This window comes from Salinisphaera sp. S4-8 (genome assembly GCF_040361235.1).
Lineage (GTDB): Bacteria > Pseudomonadota > Gammaproteobacteria > Nevskiales > Salinisphaeraceae > Salinisphaera.
Genome location: NZ_APNF01000009.1, coordinates 88,032 through 104,159 on the forward strand (window position 1 = coordinate 88,032; position 16,128 = coordinate 104,159).

14 protein-coding genes are annotated in these 16,128 nt (G+C 62.8%); all 14 read left to right on the forward strand.

The annotated features are described in order from the left end of the window. Nucleotides 1–39: 39 nt before the first annotated feature. Entirely contained in the window at nucleotides 40–921 is an 882-nt protein-coding gene (gene tsf / locus S4A8_RS14135) for a translation elongation factor Ts (protein ID WP_353220609.1), read from the forward strand. Nucleotides 922–1,048: 127 nt separating this feature from the next. Next, nucleotides 1,049–1,792, forward strand: a complete 744-nt coding sequence (pyrH, locus tag S4A8_RS14140) for a UMP kinase (RefSeq protein ID WP_353180394.1) — start codon at nucleotides 1,049–1,051, stop codon at nucleotides 1,790–1,792. Next, nucleotides 1,789–2,346, forward strand: coding sequence for a ribosome recycling factor (frr, locus tag S4A8_RS14145; RefSeq protein ID WP_353220610.1), 558 nt, complete (start codon nucleotides 1,789–1,791; stop codon nucleotides 2,344–2,346). The genes pyrH and frr overlap by 4 nt, the downstream gene beginning before the upstream one ends. A 37-nt stretch (nucleotides 2,347–2,383) precedes the next feature. Then, nucleotides 2,384–3,106: a polyprenyl diphosphate synthase gene (gene uppS / locus S4A8_RS14150; RefSeq protein ID WP_353220611.1), complete on the forward strand. Its 723-nt coding sequence runs from the start codon at nucleotides 2,384–2,386 to the stop codon at nucleotides 3,104–3,106. Between the two features lie 3 nt (nucleotides 3,107–3,109). Further along, nucleotides 3,110–3,940, forward strand: coding sequence for a phosphatidate cytidylyltransferase (locus tag S4A8_RS14155; RefSeq protein ID WP_353220612.1), 831 nt, complete (start codon nucleotides 3,110–3,112; stop codon nucleotides 3,938–3,940). Between the two features lie 132 nt (nucleotides 3,941–4,072). Further along, nucleotides 4,073–5,434 carry an RIP metalloprotease RseP gene (rseP, locus tag S4A8_RS14160; protein WP_353220613.1) on the forward strand — a complete coding sequence of 454 codons (1,362 nt, stop codon included), beginning with the start codon at nucleotides 4,073–4,075 and terminating at the stop codon, nucleotides 5,432–5,434. A 16-nt stretch (nucleotides 5,435–5,450) separates the two neighbouring features. Next, the gene (bamA, locus tag S4A8_RS14165) at nucleotides 5,451–7,814 is read left to right on the forward strand and encodes an outer membrane protein assembly factor BamA (RefSeq protein WP_353220614.1); all 2,364 of its coding nucleotides are present in this window, start codon (nucleotides 5,451–5,453) and stop codon (nucleotides 7,812–7,814) included. Nucleotides 7,815–7,848: 34 nt separating this feature from the next. Further along, nucleotides 7,849–8,388, forward strand: coding sequence for an OmpH/Skp family outer membrane protein (locus S4A8_RS14170; RefSeq protein ID WP_353220615.1), 540 nt, complete (start codon nucleotides 7,849–7,851; stop codon nucleotides 8,386–8,388). A 2-nt stretch (nucleotides 8,389–8,390) separates the two neighbouring features. Then, nucleotides 8,391–9,440, forward strand: coding sequence for a UDP-3-O-(3-hydroxymyristoyl)glucosamine N-acyltransferase (gene lpxD, locus S4A8_RS14175; RefSeq protein ID WP_353220616.1), 1,050 nt, complete (start codon nucleotides 8,391–8,393; stop codon nucleotides 9,438–9,440). After that, nucleotides 9,437–9,886, forward strand: coding sequence for a 3-hydroxyacyl-ACP dehydratase FabZ (gene fabZ / locus S4A8_RS14180; RefSeq protein WP_353220617.1), 450 nt, complete (start codon nucleotides 9,437–9,439; stop codon nucleotides 9,884–9,886). Before lpxD ends, fabZ begins: the two co-directional genes overlap by 4 nt. Beyond that, nucleotides 9,876–10,649 (forward strand): acyl-ACP--UDP-N-acetylglucosamine O-acyltransferase, encoded by a 774-nt coding sequence (gene lpxA / locus S4A8_RS14185; protein WP_353180380.1) that lies wholly within the window; start codon nucleotides 9,876–9,878, stop codon nucleotides 10,647–10,649. Before fabZ ends, lpxA begins: the two co-directional genes overlap by 11 nt. Before the next feature lies 1 nt (nucleotide 10,650). Then, a complete protein-coding gene (gene lpxB, locus S4A8_RS14190) occupies nucleotides 10,651–11,811 on the forward strand; it encodes a lipid-A-disaccharide synthase (protein WP_353220618.1) in 1,161 nt (386 codons plus the stop codon). Beyond that, nucleotides 11,808–12,422 carry a ribonuclease HII gene (gene rnhB, locus S4A8_RS14195; protein ID WP_353220619.1) on the forward strand — a complete coding sequence of 205 codons (615 nt, stop codon included), beginning with the start codon at nucleotides 11,808–11,810 and terminating at the stop codon, nucleotides 12,420–12,422. Before lpxB ends, rnhB begins: the two co-directional genes overlap by 4 nt. 177 nt (nucleotides 12,423–12,599) lie before the next feature. Then, complete coding sequence (dnaE, locus tag S4A8_RS14200) at nucleotides 12,600–16,100, forward strand: DNA polymerase III subunit alpha (protein WP_353220620.1); 3,501 nt, start codon at nucleotides 12,600–12,602, stop codon at nucleotides 16,098–16,100. Nucleotides 16,101–16,128 lie beyond the last annotated feature (28 nt).

Consider the following 16,128-nt stretch of genomic DNA (forward strand, 5'->3'; position numbering starts at 1 on the left):
GACGGCGCGCTCGCACCCCAACTTTGCGGAGAAACAATCATGGCAATTAGTGCTGCTCTGGTTAAGGAGCTGCGGGAACGCACCGGCGCCGGCATGATGGAGTGCAAGAAGGCACTCACGGCTACGGACGGCGATATCGATGCCGCAGCCGACAACATGCGTCGCGAAGGCCTGGCCAAGGCCGACAAGAAGGCAGGCCGTGTGGCGGCCGAAGGGCGTATCGCCACGGCGGTGTCCGACGACAAGACCGTCGCGGTGCTGCTGGAAGCCAACTGCGAAACCGATTTCGTCGGCAAGAACGACGACTTCGTGAATTTCGCCGAACTGGCGGCCCAGGCTGCGCTCGACAACGCGCCCGCGGATGTCGACGCCCTGGCCGAACTGGAAGTGGACGGCGAAAGCCTGGATGCCAAGCGTCGTGCGCTGGTCGCCAAGCTTGGCGAAAACATTACCATTCGTCGTTTTCGTCGTATCGAAGCCGGCGAAGGCAAGCTCGACGTCTATATGCACGGCGCGCGGATCGGCAGCGCGGTGGCGGTTGTCGGCGGCGAAGCCGAACTCGCCCGCGATCTGGCCATGCACGTCGCCGCCAGCGCGCCCGCGCATCTGTCGGCTGACGACGTGCCGCAGGAGCGTCGCGATTCCGAGAAGGAATTGCTCATGGCGCAGGCGCGCGACAGCGGCAAGCCGGAAGAGATCATCGAGAAAATGGTCGAAGGCCGGCTGCGCAAGTTCCTGGGCGAAATCACGCTCATGGGGCAGCCGTTCGTCAAGGATCCCGACATGACGGTCGAAAAGCTGTGCAAGCAGCAGAACGCGACCATCACCGACTATGCCCGTCTGGAAGTCGGCGAAGGGATCGAGAGGAAACAGGAAGACTTCGCTGCAGAGGTCAAGGCACAAGCCGAAAAGAGCGCCTAAGGGCGTAATGGCCGGCTGCCGAGGCAGCCGGCTTTTTTTTGACCGCGCCCGTATCGCATGATCGGGAGCTAAGTTATCGTTGCCGGCCAGGAGCCGCTTCCATGTTGTCGTACTGCTGCGCCATTCGATGAGCAAGAATAAATCGACCTGTAAACGCATATTGCTGAAACTCAGCGGTGAGGCCCTCATGGGCCAGGCCGATTACGGTATTTCGGCCGAAGTCGTCGAGCGACTGGCTGCTGAAATCAAGGGCCTGATCGAGTCGGGTGTGCAGGTCGCGCTCGTGGTGGGCGGTGGCAACATCTTCCGCGGCGTCGGTCTGGCCGGTCGCGGCATGGATCGCGTCACCGGTGACCAGATGGGCATGCTGGCCACGGTGATCAACGCACTGGGCCTGCAGGACGCCATCGAGCATGCGGGCATGACCGCGCGCGTGATGTCGGCAATCCGTATCAACCAGGTGTGTGAAGACTATATCCGGCGTCGTGCCATTCGCCATCTGGAAAAGGGGCGCGTGGTGATCTTCGCGGCCGGCACTGGCAACCCGTTTTTCACCACGGACTCGGCGGCGAGTCTGCGCGCGGTCGAGATCAATGCCGATCTCATGCTCAAGGCCACCAAGGTCGACGGCATCTACAGCGCGGACCCGATGCGCGACAGTAGCGCCAAACGCTATACGCACCTGACCTATGATGAAGTCATAGATCAGCGCCTGAGCGTGATGGATACCACCGCCATCGTACTGTGCCGCGATAACGGCATGCCGCTACGGGTGTTCGATATCAACCGGGCCGGCGATCTCGCCCGCATCGTCGCCGGCGACGACGTGGGTACGCTGGTCGACAACGACACGACGAGAAGCAACGGATGATTGACGAGATATACAGCGACGCACAGCAGCGCATGGACAAGACCATCAATGTCATGCGCGAGAATTTCAGCAAGATCCGCACCGGACGTGCGAGCACCAGCCTGCTCGATCATGTGACCGTGGATTACTACGGCTCCGAGGTGCCGCTCAACCAGGCAGCCAACGTCGCCCTGGAAGACGCGCGCACGATCACCATCCAGCCGTGGGAAAAGTCGATGGTGCAGCCGGTCGAGAAGGCGATCATGAAAGCCGATCTCGGTCTCAACCCGTCGACAGCCGGGCAGGTCATTCGCGTGGTACTGCCGCCGTTGACGGAAGACCGCCGCAAGGATCTGGTCAAGGTCATTCGCGCGGAAGCCGAGGACGGGCGCGTGGCAATCCGCAATATCCGTCGCGATGCCAACTCCACGCTCAAGGAACTGGTCAACGAAAAGGAGATCAGTGCCGACGATCAGCACGGCGGGGAAGCACGAATCCAGAAACTCACCGATCAGCATATCGACCGGATTGACAGCCTGCTCGAGGACAAGGAAAAGGAGATCATGACGGTTTGAACGAACCGTCGATCGAGTTCGAGCGCCAGGTGCGAATATGACTGTGCCCGACCACGTCGCAATTATCATGGACGGCAACGGCCGCTGGGCGAGCCGGCGTGGTCTGCCGCGCGCGGCCGGGCATCGCTCGGGCGCGCAGGCGGTGCGTTCGATCGTTGAAAGTGCTAGAGAGCAGTCTGTTAAGACGTTGACTTTATTCGCATTTTCGAGCGAGAACTGGCAGCGACCCAAAACCGAGGTGCGGGTATTGCTGGATCTGTTTCGGCGCACGATCCGGCGCGAAATCGATTCCATGCACGGCTCGGGCGTACGCCTGAGCTTTATTGGCGAACGGGCGCATTTCTCGGAAGCCCTGCAACAGGAAATGGCCCAGGCCGAGCAGCGCACGCGCGATAACGAGGCGCTCAACCTCGTGATCGCCATCGACTACGGCGGCCGTTGGGATCTGGTGCAGGCGGCCCGCCGCCTGGCGCGCGATTGTCGCGACAACGCCCTCGATCCCGACGATATCGACGAGCACAGCCTCGGCGAGCGCATGGCGTTGGCCGATTTTCCGGCGCCGGATCTGTTCATCCGTACCGGCGGCGAACGTCGGATCAGCAACTTTCTGCTCTGGGATCTGGCCTACAGCGAATTGTATTTCTCCGACGAACTCTGGCCGGATTTCGATGGCCATAGCCTGGCCTGTGCGATCGAGTGGTTCGGTCAGCGCCAGCGCCGGTTCGGACGACTGCCGCAAGCCACGGCAACGGGGCTCTAGCGGATGCTGGCCACACGCATCGCGACGGCGCTGGTGGTGGTACCGCTGGCGGTGCTGGGCATGCTCTATCTGCCGACGTTCGCCATTACGCTGGTCTTTTCGGTGCTCATGTTGCTGGGCGCCTGGGAGTGGGCAGGGCTTTTGCGTCTGCGCGACACCGGCCATGTGGCGATGGTGCTGGCCACGGCCGCGCTGATTTTCGTGTTCGCGCTCATTCGTAGCCAGTGGTGGCTGGTAGCGGTCGACAATCTGCTGATCGGCGCGGCCTGTATCTGGTGGTTGATCGCCATCGGCTGGATCGTGCGCTATCCGAATGGCTGGGCGGCGGTGATGGGGCGTATCGATGTGGGCGTGGCCACCGGTCTGCTCACCCTCGTCGCCGCGGTTGCGGCCGTGACCTACTTGCATCAGAGCGATCAGGGTGCGTTGCTGTTGCTGGCCTTTTTCTTTCTGATCTGGGCGGCGGATACGGGCGCCTATATTGCCGGGCGTACCCTGGGGCGGCACAAGCTCGCCCCGGCGGTCAGCCCGGGCAAGACCCGGGAAGGCGCGATCGGCGGTATCGTTGCCGCCATGGTGTTTGCCGGCGCCGGCGCCTGGGTGCTCGGCTACGGCGGTGAGCGGCTCGTGGGGTTCGTGGTGTTGGGTGCCTGGGTCGCGATCATTTCGATCGTGGGCGATCTGACCATTAGCATGTTCAAGCGCCATGCCGGTATCAAGGATAGCGGGACATTGTTTCCAGGCCATGGCGGGGTGCTCGATCGGCTCGATAGCGTGCTGGCCGCCGCGCCCTGGTTCGTGGCCGGCCTGCACTGGCTGCCGAGTACGCTCTAGCGCCGGGCTGCGTTCGTCGCAGCGTGGGCGTGCGCAGGTAGACTATGCAGTACCCGGCTTGGGTACATGCGCTTAATCCAGGTTTTTCGTCCTCGCCGGTGACACTGCCGGCGCGCGGGAGAAGTAAGTTACATGTCTGACTGGCTGATGTCGGTTCCAGCGTTCATCGTGGCGATCGGCCTGCTCGTGGCCGTGCACGAATACGGCCATTTCTGGGTTGCCCGCCGGATGGGCGTGAAAGTGCTGCGCTATTCGATCGGCTTCGGCCATCGTATCTGGGGCTTCACCGGCCGGCGCAGCGGCATCGAGTACTGGCTGTCGGCGATTCCCCTGGGCGGCTACGTGAAGATGCTCGACGAGCGCGAGGGCGAAGTGGCCGAGGCCGACAAGCCCTATGCCTTCAACCGCCAGCACCCAGCCCGCCGGATCGCGATCGTGGCTGCCGGGCCGGGGGTGAATTTCCTGTTCGCGATCGCTGCCTACTGGCTGGTGTTCATGATTGGCGTGGCCGGTATCAAGCCGATGATTGCAGCCGCGCCCGATGCCAGTCTTGCCGCCCAGGCAGGTCTGCGCGCCGGAGACGAGATCGTGGCCATCGACGATCGCCCGATCGAGAACTGGGAGGATCTGCGCCTGGGCCTGATCGAGCGCGGGCTCGATGGCCAGGCGATCGATCTGGATGTGCGCAGCAGCGATGGCGATACGCGCGATGTACGCCTTGATTTGTCCGATGTGCCCGCCGACCCGGAAAAACTGTTCGATCGCCTTGGACTGGCGCCGTACCAGCCGCCGGCCACGCCGCTGATCGCCGAGGTTCTGCCTGATAGTGCGGCCAGTCGCGCGGGTGTGAAGCAGGGGGACGAAATCAAGGCGGTCGACGGTCAGACGGTAGATACGCCTCAGGCGCTGGTCGAACGCATCAAGTCCAGCCCGGGCGCACGTGTCGTGCTCACGGTGGAACGCGATGGCGCGAGCCGCGAAATTCCGGTGACGCTGGATTCGGTCGACAATGATGCAGGCCAGTCCGAGGGGCGCCTGGGCGCGCAGATCGGCGTCGACAGCCAGGCCTGGGAGAGCATGCGCACTACACGCCAGCTCGGCCCGCTGGCGGCGATTCCGGCGGCGGTCGCCAAAACCTGGGAAGTCTCGGCGCTGACGGTTCGCCTGATGGGGCGTATGGTCACCGGCGAGGTCTCCTGGCGCAACGTCAGCGGCCCGATCCAGATCGCCAATTATGCCGGCCAGAGTGCGAGTATTGGCCTGGAAGCGTTCGTGGGCTTTCTGGCGCTGGTCAGCGTCAGTCTGGCGGTGCTCAACCTGCTGCCGATTCCGGTGTTAGACGGGGGGCATCTTCTGTATTATTCGATCGAATGGATAAGGGGCCGACCTCTTTCAGAGGCGGTACAGGTCGCAGGGCAGCAGGTCGGCATGGTCGCTCTGCTGATGCTGATGACCCTGGCTTTCTACAACGATATCCTGCGCTTGCTCGGGTAAGTAAGGTTCTTGAAATATGCCTGTATGTGTGACGCGCGCGTTCGCCGTGCTGCTGTGTCTTTTCGCTGCGAGCGCCTGGGCGCAGGCTCAATCGCCGGATTCCGGCTACGACTTCCGTGTCGACGACGTGCGCGTAACCGGCGTGCAGCGGCTCGAGCCGGGTACCGTGCTCACCTATCTGCCGCTGTCGGTGGGCGATCGCATGAGCGAAGCTCGGGCCCAGCAGTCCATTCGTGCGCTTTACGATACGGGGCTGTTCGAAAACGTCGCCCTGCAACGTGAAGGCAACACGCTGATCGTGGATGTCACCGAGCGGCCCGAAATCGCGCGCTTCACCATCGAGGGCAACAAGAACATCGGCGGCGACAAACTCAAGGAAGCACTGGCCGAGCAGGGTTTGGCTCAGGGCGAGCTCTACAAGCGTTCGCTGGTCGATCAGCTCGAACAGGAGCTGCGGCGTCAGTACTACGCCAACGGTTATTACAGCGTGGCGATCGATACGAAGGTCACCGAGCTCGACAACAACCGCGTCGCCATCGATATCGATGTAACCGAGGGTGAAGTCGCCTCGATCAAGGACATCAACATCATCGGCAACGAGCACTTCAGCGACGAAGAACTGCTGGATGTGTTCGAACTCAAGCCGAGTTCACCGGCTTATACCCATCCGCTGACCTTCTGGCGCAGCCGCGATCGCTATTCGCGCGAAAAGCTGCTCGGCGATCTCGAGTCGCTGAATTCGTTCTACCAGAACCGCGGCTATATCCGTTTCAATGTTTCGTCGATCCAGGTGTCGCTGTCGCCGGACAACCGCAACATCTTTCTGACCATCAACGTCGACGAAGGCGATCAGTACAAGATCAGCGACTATAAATTCGCCGGCGACATGATCGTGCCCCAGACCAGCCTGCAGCGGCTGGTCACCGTCGAGCCGGGCGAGACGTTCTCGCGTAGCCAGGTCGATGCCTCGGCCAACAGCATCAGCTCGGGACTGGCCGATTTCGGTTATGCCTTTGCCGATGTCGATCCGCTGACCCGTATCGATGACGAAGACAAGACCGTCGATCTGACCTTCTTCATCGATCCCGGCAAGCGCGCGTACGTACGCCAGATCACCTTCAACGGCAACGACAAGACCAACGACGAAACCCTGCGTCGGGAAATGCGCCAGTTCGAGGGCGCGCCGTTCTCGCGTCGCGGCGTCGAACGCTCGCGTACGCGTCTGGCGCGGCTGCCCTATATTCAGGACGTGCAGGTCAATACCGAAAAGGTCGCCGGTAGCGAAGACCTGGTCGATGTCGACTACGACGTGACCGAACGTGCGGCCGGCACTCTGCAGTTCGGCGTCGGCTTCTCCGATGCCCAGGGCTTTCTGATCAACGGCAGTGTCTCGCACAGCAACTTCCGCGGGACCGGCAACCGCCTGACCCTGCGCGCGGAAACCAACGACTACGCCAAGAGCGTGGGCGCGAGCTGGACCGATCCGTATTTCACCGATGAAGGCGTGTCGCGCACGATCTCGGCGTTCTATCGCAATACCGATCAGCTCATTCGTATCGGTTCCGGCTTCGACCTGAACTCGATCGGCGGCGCGGTGACCTTCGGCCTGCCCATTACCGAGTACTCGCAGCTACGCGCGGGTCTGGGTGTGGAAAGCAACGAGATCAACTCGGCGGTCAATCGCCGCGGCGAGGAGCAGCTTTCCGACCAGCTTGCCGAGTTCATCGACGAAAACGGCAAGGAAGCCACGACCTATGAACTCCAGACCGGCTGGTCGCGCGATACGCGTAACCGGACGTTCTTTGCCACCCGCGGTAGCAATACCGAGTTCCAGTTCAATATCAAGGGCCCGGGGTCGGATCTGGAATATTACGACACCAGCCTCGAACACGAGCGCTATTTCCGTGTCGGCGCCTGGGTACCCGGCTTGTCCGACAAGATGGTGCTGTCGATGGACGGCCGTGTCGCCCAGACCGATGTCTGGGGCAAGGGCGAGGATGTGCCGCCCTACGACAACTTCTTTGCCGGTGGCGCGCGTTCGGTGCGTGGTTACTCCAACGGTGGTCTGGGTCCGCGTGATTCGCTCGACAATCCGTATGGCGGCCAGTTTCTGACGACTCTGCAGAGCGAGCTGGTCATCCCGACCTTCCTCGAGTCGGATAACAAGTCGACCCGCCTGACTGCGTTCTACGACATCGGTAACGTCTACGAAGACGCCAGTGCGTTCGAAGCCTCCGATCTGCACAAGTCCGCGGGTGTCGCGTTCTACTGGTTCACGCCGTTCTTCGGGCTGCTGCGCGTGAGCTACGCGGCCTATGTGGATGATCCCGACAACGACGACGTCGATCGCTTCCAGTTCTCCTTCGGCGTCGGGCTGTAAGGCGCGACTGGAACAGGTTGGAAAGATGGCGGACATGCAATCGATACGCAGGCTCGCATTCACGCTCGCGGTGGCGTTCGCGCTCGCGAGCGCCGCGCCGTTGCAGGCGGCACAGCCCACCGATGGCGCCGCCAACGAGGTGCTGCGTATCGGCGTGGTCGACGTGGCCCGCGTCGTCAATGAATCGCCCCAGGCCGCGCGCGCCAAATCGAGCATGGCGACACAATTCGCCAAGCGAAAAAACGAGCTGGAAGCCAAATCGAATGCGCTGCGTCAGGACATGGATCGCCTGGCCCAGGACGGTTCGGTGATGAGTGAAGCCGATCGCGACAAGCTGCAAAGTGATATTCGGGATCGCCAGCGCGAATTGCAGCTTGAGCGCAGCAAGTACAACGACGATGTATCGGATGCCGAACAAAAGGAGTTCGAGCAGATGCGCGCCGATATCCTCAAGATCATCGATCAATACGCCGAGGACAACGGCTACGATCTGATCCTCGGCGATGGCGTGATCTACAGCAGCAAAGCGGTCGACGTGACCGACGAGATCCTGGCCGAACTCGGAGATAGCTAGGTATGGCCGCGAGCAGGGCGGCCGCGGTCACACTCGCGACGCTGGCCGAACGCTTCGATCTGGTCGTGCAGGGCAATGCGGCGCAGACCGCTATCCGTGGCGTGTGTGCGCTCGAGCCGGGCAAGCCGGACTGTATCGCCTTTGCCGAAAATGCCGGTCAGATCGAATCGATCAATCGCAGCGCGGCCGCTGCCGTGATCTGCCCGGCAGCGGTAGCCGAGACAATCGAAACCCCCGTACTGGTTGCGAAACAGCCCCGGCTGGCGTTCGCGCGTGTGGCCGCGCTGTTCGAGCGCCCGTCAGCCCCTGCCGGCATCCACGCGCGCGCAGTGGTGGCCGAAACCGCGCAAATCGATACGCAGGCCAGCATCGCTGCCAACGTGATCGTGGGCGAACATAGCGTCATCGCGGCGGGCGCGGTCATCGGTGCGAACACGGTCATTGGCGCGGGTGTGCATATCGGCGCCGATACGCGTATTGCCAGTAATTGCAGTATCGGCGACGACGTGCGCATGGGCGAACGCGTGTCGATCGAAGCCAATGCGGTGATCGGCGGGCGCGGCTTCGGGCTGGTGCACAACGGTCACGGCTGGGAGGCGATTCCGCAGATGGGAAGCGTGCATCTCGGCGACGATGTCGAAATCGGGGCCGGCACGACCGTCGATCGCGGCGCGCTCGACGACACCATCATTGCGCGCGGGGCGAAGATCGACAACCAGGTTCATATCGCCCACAACTGTCGTATCGGCGAACATACGGTGATCGCCGGCTGTACCGGTATTGCCGGCTCCTGCACGATCGGCGCGAACTGCATGATCGGTGGCGGTGTGGGAATCGGCGATCATGTGCATATTGCTGACGGCGTGATCATTACCGCCGCCAGCCAGGTCCCCAAGAACATCGACCGAGGCGGCGTATACTCCTCGACTTTTCGCGCGATGCCGGCCACGGGCTGGCGCAAGCGTCTGGCCCTGTTTCGACAGCTCGACAAGCTCGAGCGGCGCCTGCGACGCGTGGAGCGCGCCGGACCTTCATCGGAGAACAACGAATGAGCGATCAAGACGATATCAAGACCATCATGCGGCAATTACCGCATCGGTTTCCGTTTCTGCTGGTGGATCGCGTGCTCTCCTGCGAACCGGGCAAGTCCATCACCGCGATCAAGAACGTCACCATCAACGAACCGTTCTTTCCCGGGCATTTTCCCAGCGAACCGGTGATGCCCGGCGTGCTCATCCTCGAAGCACTGGCCCAGGCCGGGCTGATTCTGGGCATGCGGACAGTGGAATCGGAAGAGGGCACGATCGTGTACTTCGCCGGTATCGACAAGGCGCGTTTCAAGCGCCGCGTCGTGCCGGGCGATCAACTGCTGCTCAAGCTGGTGGTCGGCTCGGCCAAGAAGCGGATCTGGCGCTTCGATGCCGAAGCCTGGGTCGGTGACGAGCTGGCCTGCCGTGCCCAGATGATGGCTGTTCCGGGGAAGCCCGATGCCAATTGATCCCAGCGCACAAGTTCATCCCGAGGCCGAGATCGGCGACGATGTCGATATCGGGCCGTTCAGTGTTATCGGCCCGCATGTCAAGATCGGCGCCGGCACGCGGATTGGCCCGCATGTGGTTATTTCCGGGCATACGACGATCGGGCGCGAGAACCAGATTTTCCAGTTCGTCTCGCTCGGTGCCGAACCGCAGCATCGCGTTTATGCGGGCGAGCCAACGCGCCTGACGATCGGCGATCGCAATACGTTTCGCGAATACTGTAGCGTGCACCGCGGTACGGTCATCGACCAGAGCGAAACCATCATCGGCGACGACAATCTGCTGATGGCCTATACCCATGTCGCACACGATTGCGTGCTGGGAAACGGCATTACCATGGCCAACGGCGCGAGCCTGGCCGGGCACGTGCGGATCGGCGATTTCTGTATTCTGGCCGGTTTCGCGCTGGTCTATCAGTTCCGCCGTGTAGGCACGATGGCATTTCTGGCCTATTGCAGCGGCGTGCAGCAGGATGTGCCGGCGTTCGTACGCAGTGCCGGCGCCCCGGCCGTGCCGCATGGCGTCAATTCGGTCGGCATGCGCCGTCGCGGCTACAGCGAAGAAGAAGTCACTGCCGCCAAGCGGGCCTATCGCACCATCTATCGCTCCAAGCTGCGTCTGGAACAGGCCCGCGAGGCGCTGCGTGAGCCCGCCCAGTCGAGCGAAGCGGTGCGCCTGATGCTCGAATCGCTCGAACAGGCCGAGCGCGGCATCATTCGCTAGGGTGGCCAATACGCAGCGGCGGTTTTTCATCGTCGCCGGGGAACAGTCCGGCGACGTACTCGGCGCGGGGCTGATCCGTGCACTGAAAAAACGCTATCCGCAGGCGGTTTTCGAAGGCGTGACCGGCCCGCGTATGCGCGAGGCAGGTTGCGAAACGCTGGCCGATATCGAGGCGTTATCGCTGTTCGGTATCAGCGAGGTGATCGGCCAGATACCGCGTCTGCTGCGTCTGCGGCGCCGACTGTTCGCCCATGTGATCGACACCGCGCCTGATGTATTCATCGGTATCGACGCGCCGGCCTTCAACACCACGCTGGAAAAGCAGCTGCGCGCGCGTGGCATGACCACGGTGCACTATGTCTGCCCGACCGCCTGGGCCTGGCGCCAGGGCCGCACGAAGAATATTCGCAAGGCGGTGGACCTGCTGCTCGCGATCTTTCCGTTCGAAGAGGCGTTTTTTCGCCGTTTTGATATTCCGGTGACTTTCGTCGGTCATCCCCTGGCCAACGAGCTGCCGTTGCATCCGGATAGCGCGAGCGCGCGCCGTGCACTGGGTCTGGATAGCCAGCGCCCGCTGGTCGGGCTGTTGCCGGGCAGTCGTCGTTCCGAGGTCAGCCGCCTGGGGCCGATCTTCATCGACACGGCGCGCTGGTTACGCGCGCGCCACTCCGAGGTCGCCTTTGTGGCGCCCATGGCTTCGCGGGGTGTGCGTGAACTCTTTGAAGCACAGCTGGAAAACGCGGGTGCGGATCTGGATATTCGACTGATCGACGGGCGTTCCCGCGAGGTCATGCGTGCGGCCGATGTCTTGTTGCTGGCCTCGGGTACGGCGACGCTGGAGGCACTTCTGGCGAAAACGGCGATGGTCGTGGCCTATAAGCTGTCGCCCATGAACTATGCCATCGCGAAGGTGTTCAACCTGATCAAGACCGAACACGTGAGCATGCCCAATCTGCTGGCTGCCCGTGCGCTGGTGCCCGAATGTCTGCAGCAGGATGCCCGGGTCGATGTCATCGGCCCGCAAGTGGACCGGCTGCTCAATTCAGCGACGGCACGCGCCGCACAAACCGACGCCTTTGACGCGATCCATGCGCAGCTCGCCCTGGATGCCGACGAACGCGCGGCCGCGGCGATTGCCGAGCTGCTCGAGGCGCGTCCATGAGGCGCGGCGGACGTCGTTTTGCCTGCCCGTTCGTGGCCGGGGTCGATGAAGTCGGGCGGGGGCCGCTGGCCGGGCCGGTCGTGGCTGCGGCGGTTATCCTGCCGGCCAAACCCTTGCTGCGAGGGCTTGCCGATTCCAAGGCGCTGGGCGAGCGCGAGCGTGAACGCATGGATGCACGTATCCGCAGTCGCGCGTTGGCCTATGCCATCGCCGAGGCGTCGGCAGCCGAAATCGACAGCCTGAATATTCTTCAGGCCAGCCTGCTGGCCATGCAGCGGGCGGTGAGCGCGCTACGATTGACGCCGTTCGCCGCCTGGGTCGACGGCAATCAGCCGCCGCCGCTGAATCTGCCCCTGCGTACCGTGGTGGGCGGTGACGGCAGCGTGCCGGCGATCAGTGCGGCCTCGATCATCGCCAAGGTCGCCCGCGACCGGCAGATGTGCGAACTGGATGTGATCTATCCAGGCTATGGTTTCGCCCAGCACAAGGGCTATGGTACGCGGGCCCACCGAGACGCAATCGATGCTTTCGGGGTGACCCCCATTCATCGACGCAGTTTCGCGCCGATCACGCGGGCACTGCAGGCACGCCAGATCGATTTCATCGATTAGGAAAAACCGGCAAACGCCCATAGGCCGGGCGTTGACGCGAAAGCCGGTTCGCTTGCGTGCGACCGATCTGCCAATCGCCCCGGATTGCTCGTTAGAATGACAGCGCACGACCACGGCCGTGTCTGCCGTGGCCCGCCGTCGCTCTGCGCCGACGAAACCGACCGACCCGAAGAGCCTATGCCTGCCGAATTCGTCCATCTGCGTGTCCATACCGAATACTCGTTGTCCGACGGCATCGTGCGGATCAAGCCGCTGCTGGCGCAGACGCGCGAGGCAAACATGCCGGCGGTGGCCATTACCGACAACGTCAATCTGTTCGGCATGGTCAAGTTCTACAAGGCCGCGCTGGGCGCCGGCATCAAGCCGATCGTGGGCGTGGATCTACATATCGACGAAGGCCCGCAGGAAACGCCTTCGCGGTTGACCCTGCTGGCCCAGAATCGAACCGGCTACCGCAATCTCTGTGATCTGCTCACCCAGGCCTATCTGCACGGCCAGCATCGCGGTCAGGTACTCTGCGAGCGGGAATGGGTGGCCGAAAAAGCCGAGGGTCTGATCGCGCTGTCGGGCGGCATGGTGGGCGACACCGGCATTGCACTCATGGCCGGCAAGCCCGAGATCGCGACCGCGCGCGCCGAACAATGGCAGCAGATATTCGGCGATCGTTACTATCTGGAAGTCACGCGCTGCGAGCGCACCGGCGAGGCGGCCTGGCTGTCGGAAACGGTGGGGCTGGCCCTGCGCTGCGATATTCCCATCGTGGCCACCAACGACGTGCGCTTCCCCCATGCCGACGATTTCGATGCCCATGAAGCCCGCGTGGCCATTCATGGCGGCTATACGCTGGCCGACCCGCGGCGCCCGAAGAACTACACGCCCGAGCAGTATCTGAAAACGCCCGAACAGATGGCCGAGCTGTTCGCGGATCTGCCGGAAGCGCTGGAAAACAGCGTGGAAATCGCGCGCCGTTGCAATCTGGAGCTCACGCTCGGCGAGAATGTGCTGCCGGAATTCCCGGTACCGGAGGGCCACGACGCGGCCTCGTTTTTGCGCGCGGAATCCGAATCCGGGCTGGCAGAACGCCTCGAGCTGCTATACCCGGACGAAGACGAGCGCGAACGGCGCAAGCCCGAGTACGACGCGCGTCTGGATCACGAACTCGACGTGATCAAGACGATGGGCTTTCCCGGCTACTTTCTCATCGTTGCCGACTTCATCCGCTGGGCCCGTGAAAACGGCGTGCCGGTGGGCCCGGGGCGTGGTTCCGGTGCCGGCTCGCTCGTGGCCTATGTGCTCGGCATTACCGATCTGGATCCATTGGCTTACGACCTGCTGTTCGAGCGGTTTCTTAACCCCGAACGTGTCTCCATGCCCGACTTCGATGTCGACTTCTGCATGGACGGGCGCGACCGCGTGATCGAATACGTCGCCCAGCGTTACGGTCAGGAAAAGGTCAGCCAGATCATCACCTACGGCACCATGGCCGCCAAGGCGGTGGTGCGCGACGTCGGCCGTGTGCTGGGCCATCCCTACGGCATGGTCGACCGTATCGCCAAGCAGGTGCCGTTCGCCCCGGACATGACGCTTACGCGCGCGCTCGAGGAATCCGAAGAGCTGCGCCAATCACGCGAGGACGAAGAGATCGGCTATCTGCTCGATCTCGCACTCGCCCTGGAAGGCCTGTCGCGCAACCCGGGCAAGCATGCGGGCGGCGTGGTCATCGCGCCGTCGAACCTCATCGACTTCACGCCACTCTATTGCGAAGCCGGCGGTGGCAATCGCGTCACCCAGTTCGACAAGGACGATGTCGAAGCCGTCGGCCTGGTGAAGTTCGACTTTCTGGGCCTGCGTACGCTCACCATCATCGACCGCGCGGTACAGGTCGCCAATGCGCGCCTGGCGAAATCGGGCAAGGACCCGATCGATATCCGCGCTATTCCGCTCGACGACAAGAAACCCTACGAGCTGCTCAAGGCCGGCGACACCACGGCCGTGTTCCAGCTCGAATCCTCGGGCATGCGGCGGCTGGTCAAGCAGCTCAAGCCCGATGAACTCGAGGATATCGTGGCGCTGGTCGCGCTCTACCGCCCGGGCCCGCTGGAATCCGGCATGGTCGAGGACTTCATCGACCGCAAGCACGGCAAGGCGCGCGTGGTGTATCCGCACGACAGCCTGGCCGAGGTGCTCGAGCCCACCTATGGCGTGATCCTGTATCAGGAGCAGGTGATGCAGATCGCCCAGGTGCTGGCCGGCTACAGCCTGGGCAACGCCGATCTGCTGCGTCGTGCCATGGGCAAGAAAAAGCCCGAGGAAATGGCCAAACAGCGCGACGGCTTCGTCAAGGGCGCGGTGGCCAATGGCATCGAAGAGGATACCGCGGCCTATATCTTCGATCTGGTCGAGAAATTCGCCGGCTACGGCTTCAACAAGTCGCATTCGGCCGCCTATGCGCTGGTGTCGTACCAGACGGCCTGGCTCAAGGCTTATTACCCGGCCGATTTCATGTCGGCGGTGCTTTCTGCGGATATGGATCACACCGACAAGGTCGTGATCATGATCGACGAATGTCATCGGTTGAATATCGATGTGCTGCCGCCGGACGTGAATTCCTCGGAATACAACTTTTCCGTGGTCGACGATAACGCCATCCGCTACGGCCTCGGCGCGATCAAGGGCCTGGGCCGCGGCGCGATCGAAACCGTGATGGAGGAACGCCGTGCAAACGGTGCCTACGCCAATCTCTACGATTTCTGTCGGCGTATCGATACCTCCAAGGCCAACCGACGCGCGCTGGAAGCACTGATCAACGCTGGCGCGCTGGATCAGCTGGGCCCGAACCGGGCCAGTCTCATGCAGGGGCTCACGCGTGCGCTGGCTGCCGCCGAACAGGATCGCAATGCCGCCAGTGCCGGCCAGAACGACATGTTCGGGCTCGCCGAAGACGCTGCCGACAACATGGGCCCGCCGCTGGAAGAGCGCCCGGAATGGCCGGAGGACGAACGCCTCAAGGCCGAGCGCGACACGCTGGGCCTGTATCTGACCGGCCATCCCATCAAGGCCTGGGAAGACGAACTGGCGCTGATGACCAATGGCAAGATCGCCGAACAGGTCGCGGCCATGCCACGTCCGGAAGAAGGCGGGCGCGGTCGGCGCGGTGGCAACAAGCGTAGTGCGGTGGTCGCGGGTCTGGTGGTGGAAGTCCGGCGCATGAAAAAAGGCCGACGCATCATCGTGGTGCTCGACGATGGCAGTGCGCGTATCGAATGCCCGCTGTTCGAGGACAAGGCCGCCGAATACGGCCATCTACTCGCCGCGGACAAGCTCGTGGTGGTCGAAGGCAAGTTGCAGTTCGACGACTTTACCGACGGCTTTCGCCTGAATGCGGAAACGGTGATGGATTTCGACACTGCGCAGGCGCGATTTGCCCATCGGGTGTTGCTGCGGGCCACGCCCAAGGTCGATGTCGAGGCGCTGGTCGGCTGTGTGGATCGCCACCGTGCCGAGGAAGCCGGCTGCGATGTCGTCGTGCGCTACAGCAACGATCAGGCCCGGGCCGTGCTCACCCTCGGCGAGACTCGAGTACGCCTGTGCGACGAATTGCTGGCCGATCTCAAGCATCTCGTGGGTGCGGATCACGTGCAAGTACGTTATCGTCGCGGGCAGTCTCTTACCCAGTAAGCCGCGCAGCGGTCGCAGCAGCAATACA